Source organism: Metasolibacillus sp. FSL K6-0083 (assembly GCF_038630865.1).
Lineage (GTDB): Bacteria > Bacillota > Bacilli > Bacillales_A > Planococcaceae > Metasolibacillus > Metasolibacillus fluoroglycofenilyticus.
This window is the reverse complement of sequence record NZ_CP152046.1, coordinates 2,062,661-2,089,218: the sequence shown is the minus strand read 5'-3', so window position 1 is coordinate 2,089,218 and position 26,558 is coordinate 2,062,661. Positions and strand designations below refer to the sequence as shown.

21 protein-coding genes are annotated in these 26,558 nt (G+C 39.4%); 18 read left to right on the top strand and 3 right to left on the bottom strand.

The features are described 5' to 3' along the window. The first annotated feature begins 238 nt into the window (after positions 1–238). From MHB51_RS09705 to MHB51_RS09685, 5 genes are read left to right on the top strand one after another with little or no spacing between them, the layout of a single operon-like run. Positions 239–1,078, top strand: coding sequence for an ABC transporter permease subunit (locus MHB51_RS09705; RefSeq protein ID WP_342558034.1), 840 nt, complete (start codon positions 239–241; stop codon positions 1,076–1,078). Next, positions 1,078–1,863, top strand: a complete 786-nt coding sequence (locus MHB51_RS09700) for an ABC transporter permease subunit (protein WP_107941975.1) — start codon at positions 1,078–1,080, stop codon at positions 1,861–1,863. Before MHB51_RS09705 ends, MHB51_RS09700 begins: the two co-directional genes overlap by 1 nt. Then, positions 1,860–2,861 (top strand): ABC transporter ATP-binding protein, encoded by a 1,002-nt coding sequence (locus MHB51_RS09695; protein WP_342558033.1) that lies wholly within the window; start codon positions 1,860–1,862, stop codon positions 2,859–2,861. The genes MHB51_RS09700 and MHB51_RS09695 overlap by 4 nt, the downstream gene beginning before the upstream one ends. Next, on the top strand, positions 2,858–3,643 hold the full coding sequence (locus MHB51_RS09690) for a DeoR/GlpR family DNA-binding transcription regulator (RefSeq protein ID WP_107941977.1): 786 nt from the start codon (positions 2,858–2,860) through the stop codon (positions 3,641–3,643). Before MHB51_RS09695 ends, MHB51_RS09690 begins: the two co-directional genes overlap by 4 nt. After that, the gene (locus MHB51_RS09685; protein ID WP_342558032.1) at positions 3,640–4,653 is read left to right on the top strand and encodes a histidinol phosphate phosphatase domain-containing protein; all 1,014 of its coding nucleotides are present in this window, start codon (positions 3,640–3,642) and stop codon (positions 4,651–4,653) included. The genes MHB51_RS09690 and MHB51_RS09685 overlap by 4 nt, the downstream gene beginning before the upstream one ends. Before the next feature lie 263 nt (positions 4,654–4,916). Here MHB51_RS09685 and MHB51_RS09680 read toward each other — a convergent pair whose 3' ends face one another. Next, entirely contained in the window at positions 4,917–5,792 is an 876-nt protein-coding gene (locus MHB51_RS09680; protein WP_342558031.1) for a LysR family transcriptional regulator, read from the bottom strand. A 124-nt stretch (positions 5,793–5,916) separates the two neighbouring features. Here MHB51_RS09680 and MHB51_RS09675 point away from each other — a divergent pair, with 124 nt between their 5' ends. The 3 genes from MHB51_RS09675 to MHB51_RS09665 all read left to right on the top strand — a co-directional run bounded on the left by MHB51_RS09675 (position 5,917) and on the right by MHB51_RS09665 (position 9,694). Further along, positions 5,917–7,275 (top strand): MFS transporter, encoded by a 1,359-nt coding sequence (locus tag MHB51_RS09675; RefSeq protein ID WP_342558030.1) that lies wholly within the window; start codon positions 5,917–5,919, stop codon positions 7,273–7,275. 224 nt (positions 7,276–7,499) lie between these two features. After that, the gene (locus tag MHB51_RS09670) at positions 7,500–7,937 is read left to right on the top strand and encodes a hypothetical protein (protein ID WP_066168018.1); all 438 of its coding nucleotides are present in this window, start codon (positions 7,500–7,502) and stop codon (positions 7,935–7,937) included. Positions 7,938–8,182: 245 nt separating this feature from the next. Next, positions 8,183–9,694: a methyl-accepting chemotaxis protein gene (locus MHB51_RS09665; protein WP_066168021.1), complete on the top strand. Its 1,512-nt coding sequence runs from the start codon at positions 8,183–8,185 to the stop codon at positions 9,692–9,694. 96 nt (positions 9,695–9,790) lie between these two features. Here the strand turns inward: MHB51_RS09665 and MHB51_RS09660 are convergent, their stop codons facing one another. Beyond that, positions 9,791–11,137, bottom strand: a complete 1,347-nt coding sequence (locus MHB51_RS09660) for an MATE family efflux transporter (protein WP_107941983.1) — start codon at positions 11,135–11,137, stop codon at positions 9,791–9,793. 403 nt (positions 11,138–11,540) lie between these two features. On the opposite strand from MHB51_RS09660, the gene MHB51_RS09655 reads away from it, so the two are divergent. The 8 genes from MHB51_RS09655 (at position 11,541) to MHB51_RS09620 (ending at position 22,689) form a co-directional block, all read left to right on the top strand. Then, complete coding sequence (locus tag MHB51_RS09655) at positions 11,541–13,733, top strand: DNA topoisomerase III (RefSeq protein ID WP_342558029.1); 2,193 nt, start codon at positions 11,541–11,543, stop codon at positions 13,731–13,733. A 1,272-nt stretch (positions 13,734–15,005) separates the two neighbouring features. Then, positions 15,006–15,815 (top strand): putative metalloprotease CJM1_0395 family protein, encoded by an 810-nt coding sequence (locus MHB51_RS09650; protein ID WP_342558028.1) that lies wholly within the window; start codon positions 15,006–15,008, stop codon positions 15,813–15,815. Positions 15,816–15,884: 69 nt separating this feature from the next. Continuing rightward, on the top strand, positions 15,885–16,367 hold the full coding sequence (gene ybaK / locus MHB51_RS09645; RefSeq protein WP_342558027.1) for a Cys-tRNA(Pro) deacylase: 483 nt from the start codon (positions 15,885–15,887) through the stop codon (positions 16,365–16,367). Positions 16,368–16,778: 411 nt separating this feature from the next. Next, positions 16,779–17,399: a hypothetical protein gene (locus MHB51_RS09640; RefSeq protein ID WP_066168034.1), complete on the top strand. Its 621-nt coding sequence runs from the start codon at positions 16,779–16,781 to the stop codon at positions 17,397–17,399. A gap of 90 nt (positions 17,400–17,489) precedes the next feature. Then, positions 17,490–18,680 (top strand): glycine C-acetyltransferase, encoded by a 1,191-nt coding sequence (locus MHB51_RS09635; RefSeq protein ID WP_066168037.1) that lies wholly within the window; start codon positions 17,490–17,492, stop codon positions 18,678–18,680. Positions 18,681–18,918: 238 nt separating this feature from the next. After that, entirely contained in the window at positions 18,919–19,098 is a 180-nt protein-coding gene (locus MHB51_RS09630; RefSeq protein ID WP_342558026.1) for a hypothetical protein, read from the top strand. 23 nt (positions 19,099–19,121) lie between these two features. Further along, positions 19,122–20,951 (top strand): glycosyltransferase, encoded by a 1,830-nt coding sequence (locus tag MHB51_RS09625; RefSeq protein WP_066168441.1) that lies wholly within the window; start codon positions 19,122–19,124, stop codon positions 20,949–20,951. Next, a complete protein-coding gene (locus MHB51_RS09620) occupies positions 20,944–22,689 on the top strand; it encodes a polysaccharide deacetylase family protein (RefSeq protein ID WP_342558025.1) in 1,746 nt (581 codons plus the stop codon). The genes MHB51_RS09625 and MHB51_RS09620 overlap by 8 nt, the downstream gene beginning before the upstream one ends. Before the next feature lie 309 nt (positions 22,690–22,998). On the opposite strand, the gene MHB51_RS09615 is transcribed toward MHB51_RS09620, so the two are convergent. After that, a complete protein-coding gene (locus MHB51_RS09615) occupies positions 22,999–24,162 on the bottom strand; it encodes a pyridoxal phosphate-dependent aminotransferase (RefSeq protein WP_342558024.1) in 1,164 nt (387 codons plus the stop codon). Positions 24,163–24,239: 77 nt separating this feature from the next. Here MHB51_RS09615 and MHB51_RS09610 point away from each other — a divergent pair, with 77 nt between their 5' ends. Together MHB51_RS09610 and MHB51_RS09605 are read left to right on the top strand one after the other, a co-directional pair. Further along, a complete protein-coding gene (locus tag MHB51_RS09610; RefSeq protein ID WP_342558023.1) occupies positions 24,240–25,049 on the top strand; it encodes a carbon-nitrogen family hydrolase in 810 nt (269 codons plus the stop codon). 530 nt (positions 25,050–25,579) lie between these two features. Further along, positions 25,580–26,503 carry an L-threonine 3-dehydrogenase gene (locus MHB51_RS09605; RefSeq protein WP_066168048.1) on the top strand — a complete coding sequence of 308 codons (924 nt, stop codon included), beginning with the start codon at positions 25,580–25,582 and terminating at the stop codon, positions 26,501–26,503. Positions 26,504–26,558: the final 55 nt, after the last annotated feature.

The following is a 26,558-nucleotide window of genomic DNA, read 5'->3' as shown; positions in this document are numbered from 1 at the left end:
AATCATAAATCTAAGCTAGTTTTGGTAAACTTGCGCCTTGGGGCGGCGAAAAGGGTGCCTTAACTTTAATAAAAGGAAAGCCGCTAGATTTATTGTTTTAATTTTCAATTCAAGCGAATGCAGCGTTACTCTCCTTTAAAGATGGTTTACAAAGGAATTCATTTTCAAAAACGTTCTGAAAGCAGGCAAAGTACTGCTTTCGGGACGCCCCATCCTATACATACAAAAGAAAGAGGGAATGGTTTTGATTTCGAAACGCCAAGCCTTTCTATGGCTGTCTCCTTTTTTAGTGCTAGTATTTTTGTTTTTCTTAATACCGCTGCTTTATATGCTTATTACGAGCTTTCAAAATAATGGTTCGTTTACATTGCAGCAGTATGAAACGATTTTATCGAATAGCTATATTTTACAGGGCTTTAAAAATAGTATTACGCTATCTGTTGTGTCGGCTGTAATCGCATTAGTTGTGACGCTGTTTGCTATGTATGCCATTATGAATTTTTCGGAGCGTATGCGTGAGCGGATTTTGATTTTAACGAATTTAACTTCAAATTTTTCAGGTATTCCGCTCGCCTTTGCCTTTATCGTGTTACTTGGGAATAGTGGATTGTTTACGCTGTTGTTTGATAAATGGGGAATTGGCATTTTATCATCTTTTTCGCTATATAGCTGGGCTGGATTATTGCTTATTTATATTTATTTCCAAATGCCATTAGCGTTAATGCTGCTATATCCGATTTATGATGGGATACAGCAGCAATGGAAAGAAGCTGCGGCCCTGCTTGGTGCTTCGACTTTTCAATTTTGGCTGAAAATTGGGCTTCCAGTTATATTACCGGGAGTTGTTGGGACATTTAGTGTGCTTTTTGCGAATGCGATGGGGGCGTACGCTTCTGCCTATGCATTGACGAATAGTAGTTATAACTTAGTAGCCATTCGCATTGGTGCATTAATTAAAGGGGATATTTTCGCTCAGCCGGAATTAGCAAGTGCTATTGCAGTGTTGCTTGCAGTGGCAATGGTATTGGCGATGCTGTTAAGTGAGTGGAGTATTGCGAAAACGAGGAGGAAACTATAATGAAAAAACGTAGCTTTGCGGATTTATTTTTCCTTCTGTTCGCTTTATATATTGTTTTACCAGTTGCGGCGACGATGCTTTATGCGTTTGCGGATAAATGGAATAAAACAGTGTTACCAGAAGGGCTGACGTTGAAGTGGATTAAGACCTTATTCCAAGACCCAGCCTTTATTCAGGCATTTGGACGCTCTGTGCTACTTTCAGGCGGTGCTGTTATTATTGCACTGTTAGTAATTGTACCAGCTATTTTTGTCATTGTGCTCTATTTTCCAAAATACGAAAAATGGATTCAAGCGGCTGTTGTAATGGTGTATTCATTTCCGGGTATCATTTTAGCAGTCGGGTTGATTCGCGTTTACAGTAAGTTTGGCATATCGATGATTTTAGTTGTGCTAGGGGCTTATGTGATTAGTATATTGCCATATATTTACCAAGGTACGCGCAATAGCTTACGTAATATTGATGCACGCCAATTGTTGGATGCCGCGCAGTTACTCGGCGCTTCTAAAATACAGGCATTTACAAAAATTTTGCTACCTGCTGTTTATCCGGGCTTATTTGCAGGTGCTTTATTATCGTTTTCCGTATTGTTTGGCGAATTTGTATTAATTAATCTTGTTGTCGGCTCTCGCTTTGAAACAGTACAAATTTACTTAATGAAAAAGCTTAGCACAAGCGGACATATTGCAAGTGCGGTTGTATTTGTTTATATCGTGTTAATGGGCGTATTAACGTTCATTATTGCGAAAGTAACGAAAAAGACGAAAGGTGCTGCAAATGTATGAGTTATATAACGATTGAAAAACTGCATAAGAAATTTGGAGAAATAACTGTTTTAACAGAAATTGATATGCAAATTAACAAGGGTGAGTTTATTACATTATTAGGGCCCAGTGGCTGTGGAAAAAGTACAATTTTGCGCATATTGGCAGGTTTAACAGATGCCTCAGCAGGTGCTATTGAAATTGATGGGAAAAATATGATGGGTGTGGAGCCTAAGAAAAGACAGGTCGGTATGGTGTTCCAATCCTATGCGCTATTTCCAAATATGACAGTCTATGAAAATGTGGCATTTGGTTTACGTATGCAAAAGATTGCTCCAGCGGAAATTGATAATCGTGTACAGGAGATGCTAGCAATTGTTCGATTAACGGAAAAAGCCAGTTCTTATCCGAAAGAATTGTCTGGGGGACAACAGCAGCGCGTTGCCTTGGCACGTGCGCTAATTGTCCGTCCCAAAGTGCTGCTGCTGGATGAGCCATTAAGTGCACTTGATGCACAAATTCGCAAAAAGCTTCAGGTGGACTTGTGCCATATTCAACAGCAGCTTGAGATGACGATGATTTTAGTTACGCATGACCAAGAAGAGGCGATGGCGATTTCAGACCGTATTTTTGTGATGAATAATGGGCAGATTGCACAGAGCGGTACACCAACGGAGATTTATACAAGGCCAAAAAGTGAATTCGTAGCGAATTTCATCGGACATTATAATGTTTTTACGCGCCAAGCATTAGAAAAAATGGTCGGTACAGCATTGCCTGTGACAGGTGAGAAGTTTGCGATTCGTCCAGAGGCCATTCACCTTGAACAGAAAAACGGAGAGATAGGGATTACAGGTATAGCGCAGCACTCATTAATGAGTGGGAATGTGATTCGTACAACATTTGAAGGTGAAGGCGCGTTTTTAATGGAGCAGCTACATCAGCGTGAGCATAAAATAACGATTGGACAAAAATATACTTGCTATGTTGCAAAGGAAGACGTGGTTGCATTATCATGACGTACGCAAAAATTGAACGCCTTGAATATATTGTGAAACAGCTAGAGGTAGAAGGGAAAATTATCGTTGCTAATATTGCAGAGGCGTTGCAAGTAGCTCCTGAAACCATCCGCAGAGATTTTGATGAATTAGAGCAGCAAAAATTATTAACGAGAGTGCATGGAGGCGCTGTTAAATATACGAATGTCAGGAACGAGCCTGCTTTTTTACGCAAGCTGCAAATGCAAATGGAGGCAAAGCGCCTAATTGCACGTACGGCAGCTAGTCGTATTCAAAATGGCGATACGATTGTTGTCGATACAGGCACAACGACTGTTCATATTGCAGATTTTTTGCTTGCAGTTGATGATTTAACGGTTGTGACAAATTCTATAGCAGCGGCTGTCCAATTTAATTTAGCAATTGAAGAACGTCGTATGACAGGGAAGGTGATTGTGCTTGGTGGGATGACAAATCCGGCGCAATCATCATTAGTAGGTGCGATGACTATTGAGATGCTAAGCAAGATGAATTTTGATAAAGCCTTTTTATCTTGTGGAGGAATTAGTGATGGAATCGTTTATGACTATGATTTAGATGAGTCGTTAGTTTCTAAAAAGATGCTAGAGCAAAGTAAAAAAAGCTATATATTAGCAGATGCTACGAAGCTAAATAGCAAATCCTTTTATCAAATTTGTCAGTTGGACGCGTGTGCAGAGGTGATATGTGATCAAGCTTGTCCAACAATGTGGCAAGCATATGAGGAAATTTGGACGTTATGTCATGGAGGGAAATTCGGATGATTGATTATCATGTACATTTGGAGGAGGGGCCCTACTCGTTTCGCTGGTTAGAGCGTACTGCACAAGCACTACAGACTTGTGGGGAGGGTAGAGGATATCGTCAAACGATAGAGCGCCAAGTGCAAGTATTATCCGAGCGATTACAAAAGGGGTGCTATAGTGAGGAATGGCTCGATTTATATTTACAGCAAGCAAAGCAATTAGGCTTGCGTGAGGTTGGCATTGTAGACCATTTATATCGCTTTAAAGAAACCCGTGCTTATTTTGAGCGCCATATGGTATTAGATGAGCAGCATGAATATGGTGGATTGCAGCGTTATTGGTTAGAGCGAGTTATGACGGAAAATATAGAGCCATTTGTAGTAGCAATTCAGCATGCCAAAACAAAATGGCGTGAACAAGGTGTAGAGCTAAAGCTAGGCATCGAGGCTGATTATTTTATTGGCGGCGAAGAGGAGTTGGCTGGGCTGTTACAAGGATATCCATGGGATTTTGTCATTGGTTCGGTCCATTTTGTGGATGGTTGGGGCTTCGATAATCCACAGACAGCGTATGTTTTTGAGGGCATGGATGATGTGACATTACAGTGTTATTATGAGCGTTTTTTTACGACGGTTGAAAGTATGATTAAGTCCAAGCTATTCGATTTCGTTGCACATTTAGATAATTTTAAAGTGTTTAATTATAAGGTGCAGGACGAGGCATTTTTAGGTGCGGCATATGAGCGGATTGCTAAGGCACTTGTGACGACAAAAACGGCGACAGAAATTAATGCAGGCTTGTATTATCGCTATCCCGTAAAAGAAATGTGCCCAGGTCCACAGTTTTTACAAGTGTTATTAGCGCACGGTGTTGAGTTTACTGTTTCATCCGATTCGCATTTTCCAGATGATTTAGGGAAGTACACATTTGACAATGCACAGCAATTGAAAAGCGAGGGTGTTTCTTCATTAGTCACATTCGATAAGCGTGAAAAGCGCTATTTAGAGATTTTGGGACAAACAAAATAAATGGTGGCTATTCAAGCTACTCAAAATGCAAAGGAGCTGTCCAAAAAGCCGTGCATAGCCGGCATTTTGGACAGTAGCGATGATGTTTCGCAAAATGTTGATTCATATAAACAGATAACGTCTCTTTTAAAAATGGGATGAACATTGGCTTTAGCAGCGTTATCCTTCAATAAAAGGGAAGCGATGAAAGCATTGATTTCAATGCAGTGTCAAAACAAAATGGACTTTTCTTATAACTCTTTTTGAAATGTACTAAAAATGCTCTATGCTTCAATAGATTTTGAAAAATACTCAATAAGAAAAGTGCAAAATTCCTGAGCTGCTGCTGTTCTATAGCGTCCTTTTAATTCAACCAATTCATAAGTTCTGCGGCAAACTGGGTCGGTTATTTTTAGTTTCACAAGATCATCATCCATTTTGCAGGAACCAACAAAGGCGATGCCAAGCCCTGCACGCACAAGACTTGCAATCGATTCAGCATCATCGGCTTCGCAGACAACATGGGGCGTGAATCCAGCTTTTTGACAAAGTATTTTATTCATTTGTTCAAGTGGATGTCCTTTTCTGTAGTTAATAAAGTTTTCCTCTGTTACCTCTTTTAAAGAAATGCTGTCTCGTTCGGCAAATCTGTGACCACGCGGGACACCTAAATAAATTACCTCACTTAATATAGGAATTGCTGTAACATCTATCCTTTGTATTTTGGCTGGTGTAAAAAGGAAGTCTACATCAGGGTCATCAATAAGCTGTAACATTGAATCCATAGAAGCTTGTGATATGCGAAAATTTATATCAGGATATAGGGAAAGAAAACGATTCATTGGCTTCGTTAATCGGTCGATTTGTGAAGCGACAATGTATATACTTCCCCGTCCCACTCCAGCACGGTCTGCCACCTCTCTTTTTCCTTCCTCTAAAATTTTAAGAGCGGCATCAACCCTTTGTAGAAACTGTTTCCCAATAGAGTTAAGCTGTATTTTTCGACCTTTTCGATCAAATAATTGTACACCTAATTCACTTTCAAGTCGTGCAATCATTTGGCTAAGAGCAGGTTGAGCAATATGAAGCTCTTCTGCTGCCTTGGTCATATGCTCTAGTTGCGCGACTTTTCGAAAATAATATAGCTGTAATAATTCCATTTATTCAGCCCCCCTTAATAACTTTAATGTTATAAGTTCATCTGTAAAATTGTATTTTTTATTATTTATAAAAGATTGTAGAATAAATCAAAAATACTAGCAACTTTAGGGGAGGGGGATGACAATGGAGAATACACATTTAAAAAGACATAGGGATAAGCTGCTCATTACATTAATGTTTACACTTATTATTTCCGTAATGAATGCGACTGCCTTTAATATTGTTATTCCGCAAGTAAGCGAAGCGTTTCATATGACTACAGCACAGGGAAGTTGGATTACCTCAATTTATATTCTTGTCTTTGCTATTGGAACAGTAATATATGGCAAACTGGCTGATATCTATAAATTAAAAAATCTAGTGACAGTTGGTTTTATATTATGTGCTGTTGGTTCTATTATTGGCGCAAGCGCACAGGTGTTTCCACTTGTCTTGACTGGTCGTTTCATCCAAGCAGCAGGCGCCTCTGTTAGCCCGGCAATAGCAATGATTATTCCGGTTCGTTATTTTAGTCAGGAAGAACGCGGTAGAGCTTTAGGCATTGCCTCGATAGGTACTGCACTTGGCTCTGTAGTGGGGCCGATTGTTTCCGCACTAACGGTAAGTGTTTTTGGTTGGAGATGGTTATTTTATATATCAATTTTATTTTTGTTCACAATCCCTTTTTTTCGTAAATATTTAGAAGATGACCAAAAGAAAAGAACTAGATTCGACTGGCAAGGAGGTGGTATTTTCGCTGCTGCCATAGCACTTGTTATGCTGAGTATAACAAAGGAAGTTTGGCAGTTTGCTCTTATAGGTATAGTAGTGCTTAGTTTGTTTATCATCAGAATACATTTGGCGGCAGACCCCTTCATTCAACCGACACTTTTGAAAAATAAGCGTTATACTTTAGGGCTTGCAATCGCTTTTTTGACGAATGGTACGGGCTATTCTATTTTCTTTCTCAGCCCCTTGTTATTATTTAATGTGAATCATTTAGACCCGGGTTTAATTGGTTTGACAATGGTACCTGCTGCACTTGTAACGGCTTTATTCAGCTTTAAGAGTGGTAAATTGGCGGATACAAAAGGAAATGCCTATGTTTTTAATATAGGTACAGCCCTGTTAGTGACTTTTTTTCTTCTCGTAACTTTGTTTGTTGGAGCGTCGCCTATATTTATTTCGTTATTTCTTATTTTTGGAAACTTAGGTCACACCTTTATTACAATTGCCTTATTCAATGCAATATCTAGAACTCTTTCGGCACAAGAAGCTGGACTTGGGATGGGTCTTTTAGCAATGTTGAACTTTATCTCTAACGCCATAGCCGCCGCTATTTTTAGTAAAATGGTCGATATGCAATTTTTACAAATATGGAATCCCTTGAATCATTCTCAAAACAGTATTAGGTACAGTAACATTTTTTTATGTCTCTTGCTATTGCAAATAGGCATCTTTCTTTACTACTCAAGGTGGTCTAAACATGAAAAGGTAAAATAGCCCACAAAACTTTAGTATGCTCATTGAATTCTATATTGTTAAGGCTTATCCTTAGAAAATTGCTATACGAAGCACTATGACAAATACAGCAGTAGGGGTCGTCCTGTGAAAGAAATGTTTCTTCTAGTGCTGTACCCTTAAAGATTGTAGTCTGAGCGTAATCTCGATATTTCACATATTCTGTTAGAATAATGTAAAAGTAAGCAGTGGGGGATGATTAGGTAGTGAAAAATTTTTCTTGGATAAAAGGTCTCATTTTTGGTGTTGTGCTTTCATTTGTAACTGCATTGTTATTTATGCTAATAGGACAAGCTTGGGCTGGCGGGATAACCTCTTTTTGGGGAGAAAGTTGGTTGTACTTCTCTGTAATAATTCCTTTTGCGATTGCTTTTTCAATATTAGGCGGATATTTCCAAAATAAAAAAGGTTTATCAAATAAAAGGCTATGGCTTATAAGTCTTCTATGTGCATTTTTAGTCACCTTATACAGCGGAACTATTGGAGCTATTTTTGGTGAGACTATCGTTAGAGGTGGGATGGAAACGATAAACATTGAGGGCACATTAGTCTGGGGTACAATCTATGCTATTATATTGCTTCCTCTTACTACGCCATTTGCAAGACTACTGATAGGGGTTTTTTACAAAATTATTGGAAGATAATCAAATAATGCTGAAAAGCTCGGGCATATCTTCTTTAGTAATATGAAAAGCAATAATTGAAGACTTAGCAGGCTGTTGGGAGACGGATTAATATCTAGTATCCCAACAGCCTATTTGCGTTATTTCCCTTGCTTAGAATTTGTTGAGCTTAATATATTAAAATACTGTCTGTCTATCTTTTGAAAGTAAAAGTAGTAGTTGCATATATTTTTGCGAATTTAGATAAATGAAAGGTGAGGGAATTTGTGCAAAATAAAAAGAATTATTTAATGCTGCAGCTAGCCATTTTGACAACTGGAATCAATTTGCTTGTTTTTATACTAGCAAAGTTTTTTCATTTATTTGAAGGACATAATTCACACGGAACGATTGCTGAAGTAACAACAGCTATTATCGTTGGCAGATATATATTTTTTATTATCCCCTTCTTATTTTTAGCATGGAGTATTGTACTTTATGTAAAAAATTCAGCGCATCATTTATTGCCGTTGATTAATACATTAGTTCAAACATTTGGCAGTATGGCGATTATAAGCAGTGCTGGGGGTGGCGTGGAGTTCCACTTTTCGATTTTTATGGTGTTGGCAATTATCGCCTACTATGAGCAAGTGCGATTAATGATGTTAATGACTGTTCTATTTGCTATACAGCATATTGCAGGCTATTTGTTCATTCCGCAGCTTGTGTTTGGAACAGATGAGTATCCTTTTTTAATGCTCGCTATACATGCGATATTTTTATTAGTAACGAGCTATGCGACGATTAAGCAAATTTTGTCGAAAAATGCGATTACAAAGCAATTGGAGGAGGAGAAAAATATAAAAGAAGAGCGCTTACTTCTTTTAGTGCAGCAGGTTGAACAGTTGTCCGAGCGCATTCAATCCGCCTCGAAGAATGTATCAAATAAATCCGAACAAAATTTGAAATTTAATATAGCGATGGAGCAGTCATTTGACGAGGTGACAGGAGGAATGTCCATGCAAATTGATTCAATCCAACATATGAATGATAATCTTGGACGCATTCATCATTCAATTGAAAAAACATTCGATTCTTTCGAGGAAATTCAGACAGAGGCAAGGACAACAGAAAAAGCAGTAACTGAAAGCTATAAAATGATTGAGAAAATTCAAGGGCAAAACCAAAATGTCTTACAAGCAACTTCCATTATCGTTTCATCTATGCAATCGTTACAGCAAGCCACAGTCGAGGCACAAAGCATGACAAGCCTTATTCAAGCAATTGCTGACCAAACCAATTTGCTTTCATTAAATGCATCGATTGAAGCGGCGAGAGCAGGGGAGCATGGCAAAGGATTTGCAGTTGTGGCGGATGAGATTCGCAAATTATCTGATCAAAGTCGAAGTGCAGCAGAGGAAATCCAAGCTATTATTACAACGATTGGTCAAGAAAGCGAAGCCAATGTTACCCACGTAAACACCGGACAAGAAGCTATTCAGCAATCAGCGACTAATATTGAATCATTCGCTACAGATTTTGGAAAGATGCATCACATGATTCAACAAATGCTTAACTATATTTTCGAAATGAATAATAGAATGACAAACATTCATCAAGATACGAGTGATGTAACGGAAAATATGCAGCAAGTTTTAGCTGTAACTGAAAAAGGATTCGGTGCAGTAGAGAAATTGAGAGCTATCGGTGAAAATCAAACTGAATCAGCGAAACAAATTGATAAGGAAATTGAAGAGCTTGGGGAACTAAGCTATTCATTGCAGCAGCAATTTTCATAGGGCAGAAATTTAAGAGGGGCATCCAAAAAGTCGTGCATCGCCGGCATTTTGGACGCCTTTTCTAAATTGTGTGTAAATTGTGTGGGTGCCTGGCACCTATGCTTTTGCTGTGACGATGGCGTAGCGCTCCCATTTACGGCTTTTCCAACGCAGTAGTACAAGTATTGCGCGTAGCCATTCGTCTGCGGAGATTGCTAGCCAGACGCCGACAAGTCCCATATCCAATACGAAGACGAATAAATAGCCAAGTGGTAGGCTCATGCAAATCATCGAAATAAAGCCAATTTTTACGGGGAAGCGTGCGTCGCCTGAAGCACGCAATGCGTTAATAATTGTAATATTAATCGTCCGCCCTGTTTCTAGCAAAATGCTTAAAAGTAATACAGATGAACCAATTGCTATAATCTCTGGGTTTTTAGTAAATAGTCCAACAAGTTGCTCACGGAAAATTGTGACGGCCGCAACCATTACAAGCGTAAATATTAAAGCTGTTTTCACGCTAAACCAGCCGCGCTTATAGGCGATGTTTTGCTCTCCAGCCCCAACATGACGACCTATTAAAATGGCAGTTCCCATTCCGATAGCCATGGCAAATAAATAGGTAAACATCGAAATATTGACGACGTATTGACGTGCAGCAAGAGAGGCTGCTCCTATATACGTAACATAATATAAAAAGACGATTTGCGCTGTTTGATATAATACTTGCTCCAAAGCTGAAGGAATACCGATTTGTAAAATCTTCTTAATATAGTCTTTAGAGAAAGTATAGTAATATTGTAATTTCACACGGACCTCAAGCGCTTGATAGAGCAGCCAGAAAAATACGATGACAGCAAGTGCGCGGCTAATCACTGAGGAAATAGCGGCCCCTTCTACACCCATTGCAGGTGCACCGAATTTCCCGAAAATCAAAATATAGTTCAAAATTAAGTGTATAACATTCATCCCGAGCGAGACGTACATCGTTTGCTTTGTCCAGCCATTAACACGAATAATAGCTGAGAGCGAATTAATTAAAGCCTGTAAGAAAATAAAGCCCCCAACAATAGCTAGATAACTTTGTGCAAATATCAGTACGTTACCTTGTAAATTCATCATCGTCATAATATTATTTGAGAATAAAATGAAGAGAATACTCATTACGATGCCGACACAAAGATTAAGTGAAACAGACAATGCTGATATTTTAGACGCTTCCTTCAATCGCTTCGAGCCTAAATATTGTGAAACGACAATTGATGCGCCTGAACCAACGACACCTAGTATTAAAATGGCAATTTGGATATATTGATTGGCCGCACCTACCCCAGCAACAGCCTCATCGGAAACTGCACTAAGCATCAACGTATCTGCAAGCCCCATTAGCATAAATAAAAATAGCTCTAAAAAGAGTGGCCAAGTTAATTGAAATAGACCAAGCTCCTTGCTTTTTTTAGCCATAAAAAGCCTCTTTTCTTTGTAATATCAATTCAAAACAACATGTATCGTACCACATTCTTTCTAGAAAGTCGCTAACTATATTTCGAGAGACGAAAAGAAATCGTTTTCAGGCTGTGCGTAAAATCTATTTTGTTTGGACAAAGCATTGAAAGAAAGGTTTTCGTCGCTTCATTTCTAGCTGAAGGTAAAGAGCGCTAAAGCCATTGTTCAGCACACTTTCAAAAGAGACTCACGCTATTTATATGAGCAAATGTTTTTGTTAAACATAATGGCTTCTACCCAAAATACCGACCACGCACGGCTTTTGGGACAGTTTTTTTAAATTGTGTGAGAATTGTGTGAGTGCCTGGCACCCAATTAACATGTTATAGTAGCTGTACATAAATAAAAGGAGCGTAATCAAATGGCAAAAAGTGTAGTGTTAGCAGAAAAACCTTCAGTCGCACGCGATATTGCGAATGTGCTGAAGTGTCATAAAAAGGGTAATGGATTTATAGAAGGAGATAAATATATTGTGACATGGGCTTTAGGGCATTTAGTAACATTAGCAGACCCAGAAAGCTACGATGTGAAATATAAAACATGGAATTTAGAGGATTTACCAATGCTACCAGAGCGTTTGAAGTTAACGGTTATTAAGCAGTCTGGTAAGCAATTTAATGCAGTGAAGGCACAGTTAAGCCGCAGTGATGTGAATGAAGTTATTATTGCGACGGATGCTGGACGTGAAGGGGAGCTCGTCGCACGCTGGATATTAGCGAAAGCAAAAATTAATAAGCCAGTAAAGCGCTTATGGATTTCCTCTGTGACAGATAAAGCAATTAAAGAGGGCTTTGCCAATTTAAAGCCAGGCAAGCAGTATGAGCATTTATATCACGCGGCAATTGCGCGCTCAGAGGCGGACTGGTATCTAGGTTTAAATGCAACGCGAGCATTAACAGCAAAGCATAATGCCCAGCTTAACTGTGGGCGTGTACAAACACCTACTTTGGCAATGATTGCTGCGCGTGAAGATGAAATAAAAAATTTTAAAGCACAAACTTATTATGGCATTGAGGCGCAAACGGATTCAATCAAATTGACATGGCAGGATGCTAATGGCAATAGCCGTAGCTTTAATAAGGAAAAAGTCGATACGATTATTAAGCAGCTTGGTCGCCAAGATGCAAAAATTATGAATGTTGAGCGTAGAGCGAAGAAATCCTTCGCACCAGCTTTATATGATTTAACAGAGCTGCAGCGTGATGCCAACAAGTTTTATGGCTACTCTGCGAAGGAAACATTAAATATTATGCAAAAACTCTATGAATCACATAAAGTGCTCACATATCCACGTACAGATTCACGCTATTTATCATCGGATATTGTGGCTACATTGCCGGAGCGCTTAAAGGCGTGTGCAGTGGGAGATTATCGCATGATAGCGAACAGACTTGCAACAAAACCAATTAAAGCGACGAAGGCCTTTGTCGATGATAGCAAAGTAAGCGACCACCATGCGATTATTCCAACAGAGGCATATGTAAATTTATCGGCGTTTTCTGATAAGGAGCGTAAAATTTATGATTTAGTTGTAAAGCGCTTCTTAGCAGTGCTACTGCCAGCCCATGAATACGAGCAATTAACGGTACAGGCTGAAATTGCCGGAGAGAAGTTTATTGCGAAGGGTAAAACAGTGCTTAGTTCAGGCTGGAAGGAAGTATATGAAAATCGATTTGAAGATGAGGACGCTCATGAGGATGTTAAGGAGCAGCTTTTACCTCGACTTGATAAAGGGGATATTTTAAAAACACGCTTAATTGCTGGGACATCTGGTCAAACAAAGCCACCAGCTCGCTTTACAGAGGCAACGCTTTTATCAGCGATGGAAAACCCAACAAAATATTTAGAAAAAGAAGACAAGCGCTTAGCGGATACATTAAAATCAACAGGTGGGCTTGGTACTGTAGCAACGCGTGCGGATATTATCGAAAAGCTTTTTAACTCATTTATGATTGAAAAGCGCTGTGGCAAGGATATTTTTATTACTTCAAAAGGCCGTCAGTTACTCGATTTAGCACCGGAGGAGCTGCGTTCACCCGCGACAACTGCCGAGTGGGAACAGAAGCTTGAATTAATTGCTAAAGGCAAGCTACAAAAGGATGTCTTTATTAATGAAATGAAGGAGCATACGAAGGAAATTGTAGCAGATATTAAAAATAGCGATAAAAAATATAAGCATGATAATATTTCAACAAAAACATGTCCAGACTGCGGAAAGCCAATGCTTGAGGTTAATGGTAAAAAGGGTAAAATGCTTGTCTGTCAAGACCGTGAGTGTGGCCATCGTAAAAATGTTTCGCGTACGACAAATGCACGTTGCCCACAATGCAAGAAGAAACTTGAGTTACGTGGTGAGGGAGAGGGTCAAATTTTCGTATGTAAATGTGGTTATCGTGAAAAGCTATCTGCATTTGAAGCGCGCCGCAAAAAGGAAGGCACAGGCAAAGTCGATAAGCGTGCTGTTCAAAAATATATGAAGCAGCAGGATAAAGAAGCAGAGCCATTAAATAACGCATTTGCAGCATTATTGAAGGATTTTGATGTGAAAAAGTGATTTCAAGCTGGCGGAGTTCGTGAATGTAGATTCCGCATTAAAACATAAGCCATCATTTAATGTCTTTTAGTAGAAGTCGGGGCTGTCCAAAAAGCCTAGCATAGCCGGCATTTTGGACAGGAGCGATGATGTTTCACAAAATGTTGATTCCTATAAAGTGAACCTTCAATCAGTGGGGGCTTTGCCCCCCACTGATTGGTGATAGAGGAACACAAGCTAGAATCTTCGCATCCTGCGAAAACGCTTGTGTGACCAACATCGTGTTGGCCTCATTCTTAGTTTTTACAGGCTGTTTGATCCCCCACTTAAACATCTTGTTTTTATCTGCTGTTTTGAAGTGGGGGTATTATAGCCTGCTCCTGCGATTACTCGTCGCAAACAAATTTGTTAATACGCGATAAATAGAGAACGCCTCTTTTAAAATGGGATGAACATTGACTTTAGCAGTGTACTCCTTCAGTAAAAGGGAAGCGATGAAAACATTGATTTCAATGCGGTGGCAAAACAAAATGGACTTTTCAGACAACTACAGCTTGCGTGGTGCTGGTCAGTCAACTGTTGGCACGTGTCATGACAATTTTAGATTGCTTACTCGAGGCGTAATTGATACGAAAATAAGCTAGGACTATCTAAAGTATGCGTGTTGCTACTTGGATAGTCCTAATTTTGTTTCAAATTTATCCCGCATTAACGGGCAGTAAGATTCTCACTTCAAGACTTAAGTGAAGAGCGGTTTAAGGATAAGAGGGAGTCTTACTGCCCGTAAAAACCCGATTGAAGTTGCACTTTATAATGAAAATCTAGGTTTCAAAAAGCTATTTTCAAGAATGAACTTTGAAATTTATTAAAGCAATATTACTTACGAACCAATTATCGTTTTATTTAATGAAAGAAAGCGCTGTTATCTGATATAATCGTCTTAATAAAGTGAGGCTAGCGGTATGTGAAGGGCTTTATTTCCCTCAAACTGTTAGATTCATCAATCGGAGCTTTAACGTCTTTCGGCAATTTTTACTGGGACGAGTAACTGTAGGAGCATATGTTTTTTGTGCGCAAGGCGTAGCGACAAATTATATTTATACCGATAGCAAGTCGACAGGTACAGAAGTCATTCACCTCTACGGATGGCGAGATGAATGCGAGCAGTAGACCGATTTTCAGTAGCGGTCACAGGCTGTGACGATTTTAGGTTAACTTCCACTAAACAGCTTAGAAAAAATTGGACACAATTACGCCGATGCGTAATTGATAAAGAGGGAAGAGGTGAAATTTATGAAAATAGCAAGCTTGATGCAAAATAGGCTACTAGATTTTGAGGATCGTAAAAAAGCGTTGCAGCGTAGGGAAATGGGCGAGGCTTATAAAAGAACAGCGCAGTTCGCAAAGGCTAGTCAAAATCCGATGCTAGTGGCGCTAGAAAATTTATTGTCTGGTAAAACGGAGAAGGATTTACTAGCCGCAGATGCAAAAACAAGCAATCTCCAACAGGACAAAATACAAGAAAAGATAGAAACACCTGAAACAAAAGCCCATTTGCGCCAGCTACAAATGACAGAGGACGAAGTGAAGGCGCATGAACAAGCACATAAGGCAGCAGGAGCAAGTGTGACTGGACCAGTTTCGTATACGTATACGAAAGGACCAGACGACCAGCTTTACGTGAGTGGTGGAGAAGTATCGATTCAAGTACCTACAAGTGGCACAGATGATGAAACAATTAAAATATTAGAGCAAGTACGGAAGGCGGCGTTAGCACCAGCTCAACCATCTCCACAAGATTTGCGAGTGGCAGCGAGCGCAACAGCACAAATTCAGCAGGTGCAGACAGGGACGACTGTTGAGGAGGAGCTACAAGAGGAGCCCCCATTTGCCGATGAAGATTTAACTGTTCGTGTGCCTGCGCATTTTATGAATGAAGTTGAACGAGACGTGACAGCACCAACTATTTTCGGTAAGGAATTAGAAAATTTAATTGTACAAAGAGCGTATAATAAAGCGAAAATACAATATCAAAGTCATATCGAGATGGTGAAAAATGGCTATCGTGCAGGTACGGAGTCGGTATTTTCAAGAATTGCGTAAATCGAAAAGTTGTTCTAGTATGTATGCTAGAACAGCTTTTTTTGTACGCGAAAATAGGAGGATTTTCAAATGGCAAAGAAAACAGCCAAAACAAATGCGATTCGCATGATTGAGCAACAGAAAATTCCACATGAAGTGCTAGAATATACAATTGATGATAGCGCAGTAGATGGGATATCAGTGGCACAAAAAATAAATCAGAAAATAGAAATGGTATTTAAAACGCTTATTGCAGCGAACGGAAAAGGACAGTTTTATGTATTTGTCATTCCGGTGGCAAAGGAGCTAGATTTAAAGGCAGCTGCAAAAATAGCGGGTGAGAAAAAAGTGGAGCTTATTGCGGTGAAGGAGCTATTAGGCTTAACAGGCTATGTTCGAGGGGGTTGCTCACCAGTGGGGATGAAAAAGCTTTTTCCAACTTTTATTGATCAGTCAGCGGAGCAGCTAGATTTTATGATTGTTAGCGCAGGAAAAATCGGTATGCAAATGAAATTATCACCAGCACATTTGCTTAAAGTAGTGAATGCAAAATATGGAGAGCTAACGGTTTAACGTCTTTCAGCAATGTTTACTGCGACGAGTAACCATAGGAGCACATGTTTTTGTGCCGATAGCATAGCGACAAATCTAATTTGTATCGCTAGCCTAGCGACAGGTACAGAAGTCTACCACCTCTATAGGTAACGAGGTGCATGCAAGCAATAGACCGATTGTCCAATCACTCGCTGAATCATAGGAACTCACATTCTAAGCTAACAACTGAGTGACCAACATCGTGTTGCCCTAAAACCTCTGGCAGATGTCACAGGACGTGAGGGTTTTAAGTTAACTCCAGCAAATAGCCTGGAAAAATCCAGAAACAATTACGCTGAGGTGTAATAGATTAAAACACAAACGAAGCATCCGAAAAGCAGTGTTTTATATGATTTTCGGATGCCTTTATTAACGAAAGAAGGCAATTATATGCAAAAAAAATTTGCGTGGCAGTGGACATTCTTTTTTATCGGTCTCGCTGTTATGTCATTAGGTATTTCTTTAACAATTAAGGGGAATGCTCTTGGAACGGGTCCCTGGGATGTATTACATATTGGTTTGTTTAAGCAGTTTGGTTTGACAATTGGAACTTGGTCTATTTTAACTGGACTAATTATTGTTGTGAGTACATCTATCTTTTTACGCCGATTACCGAAAGTTGCAACATGGTTGAATATGCTGTTAATTGGCTCCTTTATTGACTTATTTAATTGGTTGTTGCCATCAACATCCGCTTTTGTAGGTGAGCTTTCTTATTTTATCTCAGGGTTTTTTGTAATGAGTGTTGGCTGTGCTTTATATATTTCAGCGAATGTTGGGGCGGGTCCACGCGATACGATTATGATGATTATTGTGGAGCAGTTTGGAGGTTCAGTGCGTTTGGCGAGGACGATTATGGAGGTTTTTGCGGCGACAGCTGGCTGGTTGCTTGGTGGACCGGTTGGCGTAGGAACAGTGATACTTGCGCTAGGCACGGGGCAAATTATTCAATGGGCATTGCCGTTCTTTAGAAATAAGCTAGAGCAGCTAGTTGGCGAGTCAGTACAGTAAATAATGTAATTATGTTAAAATCAAAATAAAGCCTCTAGTTAACTTCAAAGGCTGGGGCGTATTTTATCTTACACGAAGGGATGAAGTGCTTTGTCAAAAATATTAGATGCATTTTTAGAAGAAAACTTACAAGCGTTGCATGAGCAAGGGTTATATAATGAAATCGATCCAGTAGAAGGGGCAAATGGACCGATTATTAAAGTGCGCGGTCAAAATTTAATTAATTTATCTTCTAATAATTATTTGGGCTTAGCTACAAATGATGAGCTGAAAGAAGTGGCGAAAAAGACGCTCGATAAATACGGCGTTGGCGCGGGGGCTGTACGTACAATTAATGGAACGCTTGATTTGCACGTGAAATTAGAGGAAAAGCTAGCTGAATTCAAAGGTACAGAGGCAGCTATTTCATACCAATCAGGCTTTAACTGTAATATGGCAGCCATTTCGGCTGTGATGGATAAAAATGATGCCATTTTATCAGACCAATTAAATCATGCTTCAATTATTGATGGTTGCCGCTTATCAAAAGCGAAAATTATTGCTTATAATCACTCCGATATGGATGATTTACGCACAAAAGCAAAAGCAGCGAAGGAGTCGGGTCTATATAATAAAATAATGGTGATTACAGATGGCGTGTTCTCGATGGATGGCGATATTGCAAAGCTTCCAGAAATCGTTGAAATCGCAAAGGAATATGACCTTATTACTTACGTGGACGATGCACATGGTTCAGGTGTGACAGGTAAAGGGAAAGGAACAGTAAAGCATTTTGGCTTAGAAAATGAGATTGACTTCCAAATCGGTACATTATCAAAAGCAATTGGCGTTGTTGGCGGCTATGTAGCAGGGAAGAAGCAGTTAATTGATTGGTTAAAAGTACGCTCACGTCCGTTTTTATTCTCAACGGCATTACCGCCAGCGGATGTTGCAGCAATTACAAGCGCAGTGCAAATGATTATTGACTCTACAGAGCTACATGATAAGCTGTGGGAAAATGGCGATTATTTGAAAAAAGGCTTAGCTGAATTAGGCTTCAATATCGGCGAGTCCGAAACACCAATTACACCATGTATTATTGGAGATGAAAAGCTAACACAGGAGTTTTCAAAGCGCTTATTTGAAGAGGGTGTTTATGCGAAATCAATTGTCTTCCCAACGGTACCAAAAGGAACAGGGCGCGTGCGCAACATGCCTACAGCAGCACACACGAAAGAAATGTTAGATGACGCATTAGCGATTTATGCAAAAGTAGGTCGCGAGCTTGGCGTAATTAAATAGAGAAACTAAAAAGGTTGTCTGGAAAGCATGCGAACGCGCGCTTTTCAGGCAATTTTTTTTGCTATTGTGTGGAATTAGGAAAAGGGATGTCTAAAACACCGATTTTAAAATAACTAAAATTAAGATGTCTATTGTATTAAAGATAATTTAGTTTGCCCCTCAGCTTTTTGAAAAAAGTATATTTTAATATTTTTTAGCATATATCAAGTTAGTCCTTATTGATGAGCAGACAGCGAAAATGATTGGAAAACAGATTGCTTTACACAGGGTAATAATGACCCTAGTAGCCACTAGGGAAATTATCATTAGAACAAAAATGATTGGGAGATTGCCAGAGCAACTACAACAACAAGGCAATTTCTTTAAAAAGCTCTTTACATCATGGATTGAACAACATTCCGAGGAAAGCGTGGATTGATTGTGGTGAAAAAGGAAATTTTAATGGTAAGAAAACAAGATAGGCGTATTTTATCGAATATTCCAGACCCGGAAAATACACGTAGCTTAGTTGACCGTCGAGGAGCTAGCTATCAGCAAGCAGAAATAGATGTAGCAGATGTGAATGAATTATTTTGGCTTCAGTCATTAAGCTTACGTTATAGTACGGCATTTCCTGTGAAAATTTTAAAGTCAGATGTTTCAGCTAAGTTTATTTGTGAGGATATTTCTGTAACTGGCATTCTCATTTCTTGTGACATATCAAATGCGTTCCAAATAGATGAGGTGATGCGAATGCGCTTCACAATACCTGATGGTGCAATGCCTGAAGGCTACGAGGCTAATGTCAAGCTAAAGGGAAGGGTTATTCGCACGTTTACAAAAGAGGTAGAGGGGCAAATTCGCTATTACTATGCATACGAATTTTTACAGCCATTGCATAAATATTTGAGCAAGAGACGCTGGGGACTGTCTGTCTTTACTGCTAGTCTCATACTGCTGGCGGCTGCATTGACGATTATGCTGATGCGGGCTGAAAGTGTCATTTATTTCAAATTTAATAAATCTTTATATTTATATAGTATGATTGCTGCTGCATTTTTGCTAAGTCGCTATTTATTTGGCATGTTTTATCGTAACTTAGTGATAAATCCTCATTATGAGCCCGGTGTATCAATTATTATTCCCGTTTTTAATGAAGAAAAATGGATTCAAAGTACAATATTAAGCTGCATAAATCAATACTATCCAGTTGACAAGCTTGAAGTAATTATCGTTGATGATTGCTCTACTGATCAAACAAAGCAAAGGGCTGAAGAAATAGCTGCTCTTATTCATCAAGAAGGTGAACGCTTTAAAACGAAAGGGCGTTTAATTGTGCATCAATTGCCACAAAACGGTGGAAAGCGTGAGGCATTAATGACAGGAGTACGTATGGCAAAGCATGATTTAGTTATTTTTGTTGATTCTGATAGTTTCTTAGAGCCTCATGCTGTACGCAATTTAGTGCAGCCATTTCAGGACCCCAAAATGGGTGGTGTAGCAGGACGCACGGAAGTAGCAAATAAATTTACCAATGCTTTAACGAAATTACAAACAGTTCGCTATTATGTTGCATTTCGTATTATGAAGGCGGCAGAATCATGGTTTGATGCAGTGACCTGTTTATCTGGCCCGCTCTCCTGCTATCGCAAGGAGCTTGTTTTGCAAAATGGAGAAGCATGGCTTAATCAAAAGTTTCTTGGGCAGCCTGCTACGTTTGGCGATGACCGTAGTATGACAAATTATATTTTAAAAACACATCGGACAGCATATCAAGATAGCGCTGTTTGCTCAACAATCGTTCCATCGAGCACAATGGCCTTTTTATCACAGCAAATGCGCTGGAAACGTTCGTGGCTTAGGGAATCATTACGGGCTTGTACATTTATTTGGAGAAAAGAGCCATTCATGTTTTTGTTTTTTATTATCGGTTTAATTGTGCCAATCGCAGCACCCATTGTCGTTGTTTATAATTTACTTTGGGTTCCTTTTACTCAAGGGATTTTCCCTAGAACGTTTCTTGTTGGTCTATTATTAATGGCAATGCTAATGAGCTTAGCGCATCTTTATTTTAAAAGAAGTAAGCTCTGGTCATTCGGTTTTATTTTTGTTTTATTTTATGAGTTTGTATTGCTTTGGCAAATGCCTGTTGCTTGGGTAACGTTTTGGAAATCAACATGGGGTACACGGGAAACGCCGCAGGATGTATTAGCGAAACAAAGGAAGCTAGAAAGAAAAGCGCGGCGCAAAGAAAAACGTCTATTAAAAGATGCGGGTGATAAAGATGAATAACAAGAAAGTAGCATTAAATGCTCAATTAAAAAATCGTAAAAAAATCATTCGCTCTATTATTCAAGCAGTTATCATTGCTTTTCTTGCAACAATTTTAATACGTACAATCTTTTTGTTAAATCAGTTTGAAGATAGCGCAATAGCAATGGAAAATACGGAAGGCTTTATTGCATTATCGTATTTTGGGGTGAGTCGTGGTGAGTCACCAAAGTACGTGACAAAAGGCAATTTAGATAAGCAATTATCGCTACTAGCAAAGCAAGGCTATGAAACAATTTCCCAGCAGGATATTATTGATTTTTATGAGCTAGGGAAGCCGCTGCCTGAAAAAGCTTTATATTTATCATTTGAGGATGGGCGCACAGATTCAAGTATTTTCGCTCAAAAAATATTAGAAAAATTGAATTATAAAGCAACGATGTATACGTATGCCAATAAAATGGATACAAAAGATACAAAATTTTTAAAGCCTAAGCATTTGAGGTTAATGGAAGATAGCGGATTTTGGGAGCTCGGCTCGAATGGCTATCGCTTAACATATATTAATATATTTAATGATGAGGGACAGTCGTTAGGTGTTATTGATGAAAATGATGTACCTGATAAAATGATGATTGAGTATTACAATCATTATTTAATGGATTTTATTCGAGATGAATATATGATTCCTACAGAAACAAGAGCGGAGATGGAGGCACGCATTGCAGGTGACTATGAATTGATGCAGGAAATTTATATGAATACGCTTGAGGAAGTGCCAAAGGCTTATGCGATTATGCACGCCAATTCACTTTATAATAATATGGATACGCTCGTGGAAAACGTCAATGACCGACATATTAAAAAATTATATAAAATGCATTTTAATTTAGAGCTAGATGCTTATAATGACGCAGATGCAAATATTTATAATCTAAGCAGACTTCAAGTTTCACCATATTGGTCTACAAATCATTTGATGATGAAAATTCAGCAGGCTAGCAAACGGCGTGTTGAGTTTGTAATTGGTGATAAAAAGCTTGCGGAACAGTGGGAAATTTCTAATGGGGCGGCAGAGTTTTTAAATAATGAGATTATTTTAACTTCCTTGCCTTCAGAGGAAGCGACAATGTTTTTACAGCAAAGGATGCCGACAGCCTATCATCTAGAATTTGATTTTCACGGAAATGTTGTCGGAGAGCAGTCGGTTTACATTTATCATAAGAATATGAGCTATATGCGTATCATGCTAAAGGATAATGAGGTAATTATTTTTGAAAAGCAACTAAATAAAACGGAGACTGAAATCGAGCGTCATTCTTTGCAGGAAATCGGGTGGAGCGGTGAAGATTATGCTTTCAATAAGGCAACGGTTTATTCCTATCATGATACACAGCAAGGCTCACGTATTGATGAAGAAGAGTATCCACGCAATTTAAAAAATCGACGTCATTTTTCGTTACAAGTAGAGCAAGGTGAAATCAAGCTCGCTATTGATGAGGAGCTAGTAACAACGCTTGCAATTAGCGATGCAATCGAAGGTACACAAATTGGCTTCGGCGCAGCATACTCAAAAAAGGATACAACGCATGAGCAATATGCGGATGATATATACGATACAGTAATTGAAAATATAAAAATAACAGACGAGGCTCAGCAGGTTCTTTTCACAAATCAATATACAAAGGCAGCGAAAATAAAATATAACTTAGGGACATGGTTCAATAGTTTAGTAGATTTTTTTATTAAAACTTTTTAATGTTTTATCATTTATATTGTGGAAGGAAACAATACAAGCTAAATCTTTTGCAATGTTGGAGAAAAACAAGCGCTTCTACGGGCGTATTTTGGTGTGACCGCAGAAGTGCATATGTTTTTTTACAAAAGAATAAGAAAGCAAAGGTTTTTAGCATTTGAACAGTGTTTAGGCTAAAACGCCAGCCTCTCGGTTATTTCAAGTATTCATGTAAAAGTGGTGAGCGTTTATTTTTGCATCTGTACTTTCCAATGTCTATCGGCGCTAGACGAACGCTTTTCTAATGTATGATTTTATTCGGAAATTTCCTCGTTAAAAAATATTCAGTGCGGCAATTCGCTGCATTGCCTCGCGTAGCCGCTCCTCATTTACAAGTAAGCCAACACGTACATAGCCTTCACCGAATTGTCCAAAGCCATTTCCACTAGCGACAGCAACATTCGCTTTGTTTAGTAACAGGTTAGTAAATTGCTCGCTCGTGTAACCTTCTGGCACAGGTAGCCAAGCGAAGAAGGAGCCAGCGGGAGCTTCTACCTGCCAGCCAATTTTATGGGCCTCATCAATTAATGCATTGCGTCTGTTTTCATACGTGGCGCGTAGTTGCTCGACAGCACTTTGCTCAGCTGTAAGGGCATGTGCGGCTGCATGCTGAATAGCTGGGAATAGACTGCAAAATAGATGGTCTTGTAATAGCTGGATAGCTTCAATCATTTGGGCATTTCCGACCGCAAAGCCAACGCGCCAGCCAGCCATATTAAATGTTTTTGATAATGTATAAAACTCGATTCCAACATCCTTTGCACCGTCCACTTGTAAGAAGCTAATCGGCTTTTGCCCATCAAAGCCAATCGCACCATAGGCAAAGTCATGTGCAACTGCGATGTTATGCTGTTTGGCGAATGCGACTGTTTCTTCAAAAAACCCATAGGTTGCAATTGCACCAGTTGGATTGTTAGGATAGTTAATATAGAGTAGCTTTGCGCGCTCTTTTATTTCGTCATTTAAGGCGTTGTAATCAGGTAAAAATTGATTTTCTGGTAGCAAGGGCATCGTATCAAATTTCACATCTGCCAATGCAACACCTGATAAATAATCCGGATACCCTGGGTCTGGCAATAGCATATAATCACCTGGATTCATTAATGCAAGTGGCAACTCAACAAGCCCAATTTTCGTGCCACCTACGATAGCGACTTCTGTTTTAGGGTCGATTGTCACGCCGTATTCACGTAAATAAAATGCTGCCGCTGCCTCGCGTAGCTCCTCAATTCCGCGAAATGGCGGATATTTATGGCTAAGTGGGTTTTCGGCTGTTTGCTGTAAAGCTTCAATTATATGTGCTGGTGTTGGTTGGTCAGGATTGCCTTGACCTAAATTAATAACATCTCGTCCTTCAGCGATTGCTGCATTGACGTTTTGAACGAGTGAAGCGAAAAATTGCGGTGGTAGCTGCTGTAGTTTTTTTGAAAATTCCATGCAAATCCCTCGTTTTCTGAATATAATGAAATATGGTAACCTTTTTTTTCTAAAATGTCTATATAGGAAGTGAAGCAATGAAAATAGGATGTATTCAATTAAATGTTCGCTTTGGTAAAGTCGATGAAAATTTTGAGAGAGCAGAGCAATTTATTCGTCAAGCTGCACAAGGTGGCGCTGAAATAATCGTGCTACCAGAAATGTGGAATACAGGCTATGCACTTGAAAAATTGCCCGAGCTAGCAGATGAAAATGGCGAGCGCACAAAGCAATTTTTAAGCTTTCTTGCCAAGGAACTGTCCGTTCATATTGTTGGTGGTTCTGTTGCCATTCGTGTTGGTGATGAATTTTTTAATACGATGTACACGTTTAATAAAGAAGGAGAGCTTGTTGGTGAATATAGTAAAGCGCATTTATTCCGTTTAATGGACGAGCATTTATATTTACAGGCTGGAGATAAGCTAAATCGCTTTGCACTTGGCGATATAGAAGCAGGCGGTGTTATTTGCTACGATATTCGTTTCCCAGAATGGTTACGCTCACATGCATTACAAGGCGCTAAAGTGCTTTTTGTGCCAGCGCAATGGCCTACGCCGCGTATCGACCATTGGAAAACATTATTACAGGCACGTGCCATTGAAAATCAATGCTTCGTCATAGCAGTTAATCGTATTGCAAATAAGGTAGAAAACTTCAACGGTCAATCGATGATTATTCAGCCTTGGGGCGAGGTGCTTTGGACAGGTGCGGAGAACGAAGAGTTAGCGATTATTGAAGTTGATTTTTCAATTGTTGACGAAGTGCGGACACGCATCCCAGTATACGATGACCGCAGACCAAATTTATATGAGGAAGTTGTGAAGGTAGCGTCTGAAAAGCCATTTTAAGACGACCTTTTTGTGCTGAAAGCGAAGCGACAGGTACAGAAGTTTCCCACCTTTATAGGAGGCGAGATGAATGCAAGTATAAGACCGATTCCAGTTGGTGTCAAACACTCACTGATAAAGATGAACCCAGTCTAAGAACATCGCATATTAAGATAACAACTGAGTGACCAACATCTCGTGTTGGCCTAAAGCCTTCGGTGGATGTCAGGAATTTTGAATTGTGCTTGCACAATTCAAAATCCCGACATGATTAAGCGGAGGCGTAATTGAATATAGAAGCAAGGGCTATTCGAAAAGTGTACATCTTTTCGGATAGCCTCTTTTTTGTGGGGAATAGCTAAATGAAATTGCTATCCTCAAAAGCTTTCGATTTGATAGCATTTTTACACGAAAAGAAAATTAATGATTGTCTTTTTCAAAAGAACATTTTATAATTAATTTCAATAAAAGTACAAATGAACCGCGTCATTGCAATGTTTAAATGTCTTTTTAGGGTGTACAAATGTATAACGCCACAGGAGGGTACGGGAATGAAAAAAATTATTGTGACAGGTGCACTTGGTCAAATTGGCTCAGAGTTAGTAGGGAAATTACGTGCAATTTATGGAACTGATGCTGTTTTAGCGACAGATATTCGCGCAGCACAGCAAGATGGTCCATTTGAAATATTAGATGTAACAGACGGTAAGCGAATGCATGAGCTTGCAAAGGATTTTGGTGCAGATACGATGATTCATATGGCTGCACTATTATCAGCAACCGCTGAAAAAAATCCTGTTTTTGCATGGAATTTGAATATGGGTGGCTTAATGAACGCATTGGAAGTATCACGTGAGCTGAATTTGCAGTTTTTCACACCAAGCTCGATTGGTGCATTCGGTCCATCTACGCCAAAGGATAATACGCCACAGGATACGTTACAGCGTCCTACAACAATGTATGGTGTCAATAAAGTAGCAGGAGAATTGCTATGTGATTATTACTTCACAAGATTTGGTGTGGATACACGAGGTGTTCGTTTCCCAGGCTTAATCTCTTACGCTACGCCACCAGGTGGGGGAACGACGGATTATGCAGTCGATATTTATTATAAAGCGATTGAAGAAGGGAAATACACATCTTATATCGCCGAAGGCACGTATATGGATATGATGTATATGCCTGACGCATTGCAGGCGATTGTTGATTTAATGGAGGCGGATGGTTCGAAGTTAGCGCATCGTAATGCTTTCAATATTTCAGCGATGAGCTTTGAGCCTTCACAAATTGCGGCAGAAATTAAGAAGCATATCCCAGGCTTTGAAATTGCCTACGATGTTGACCCGGTGCGTCAAGCAATCGCTGATAGCTGGCCAAACTCGATTGATTCATCTGCGGCAAAAGCTGAATGGGGCTTTAACGCACAATACGATTTAGCTTCAATGACTGTTGATATGCTAGGGAAATTGAAATAAGTAGGGCGTCCAAAATGCCGTGCGTTTGCCGGCGTTTTGGACGCTGTTGTTTGGT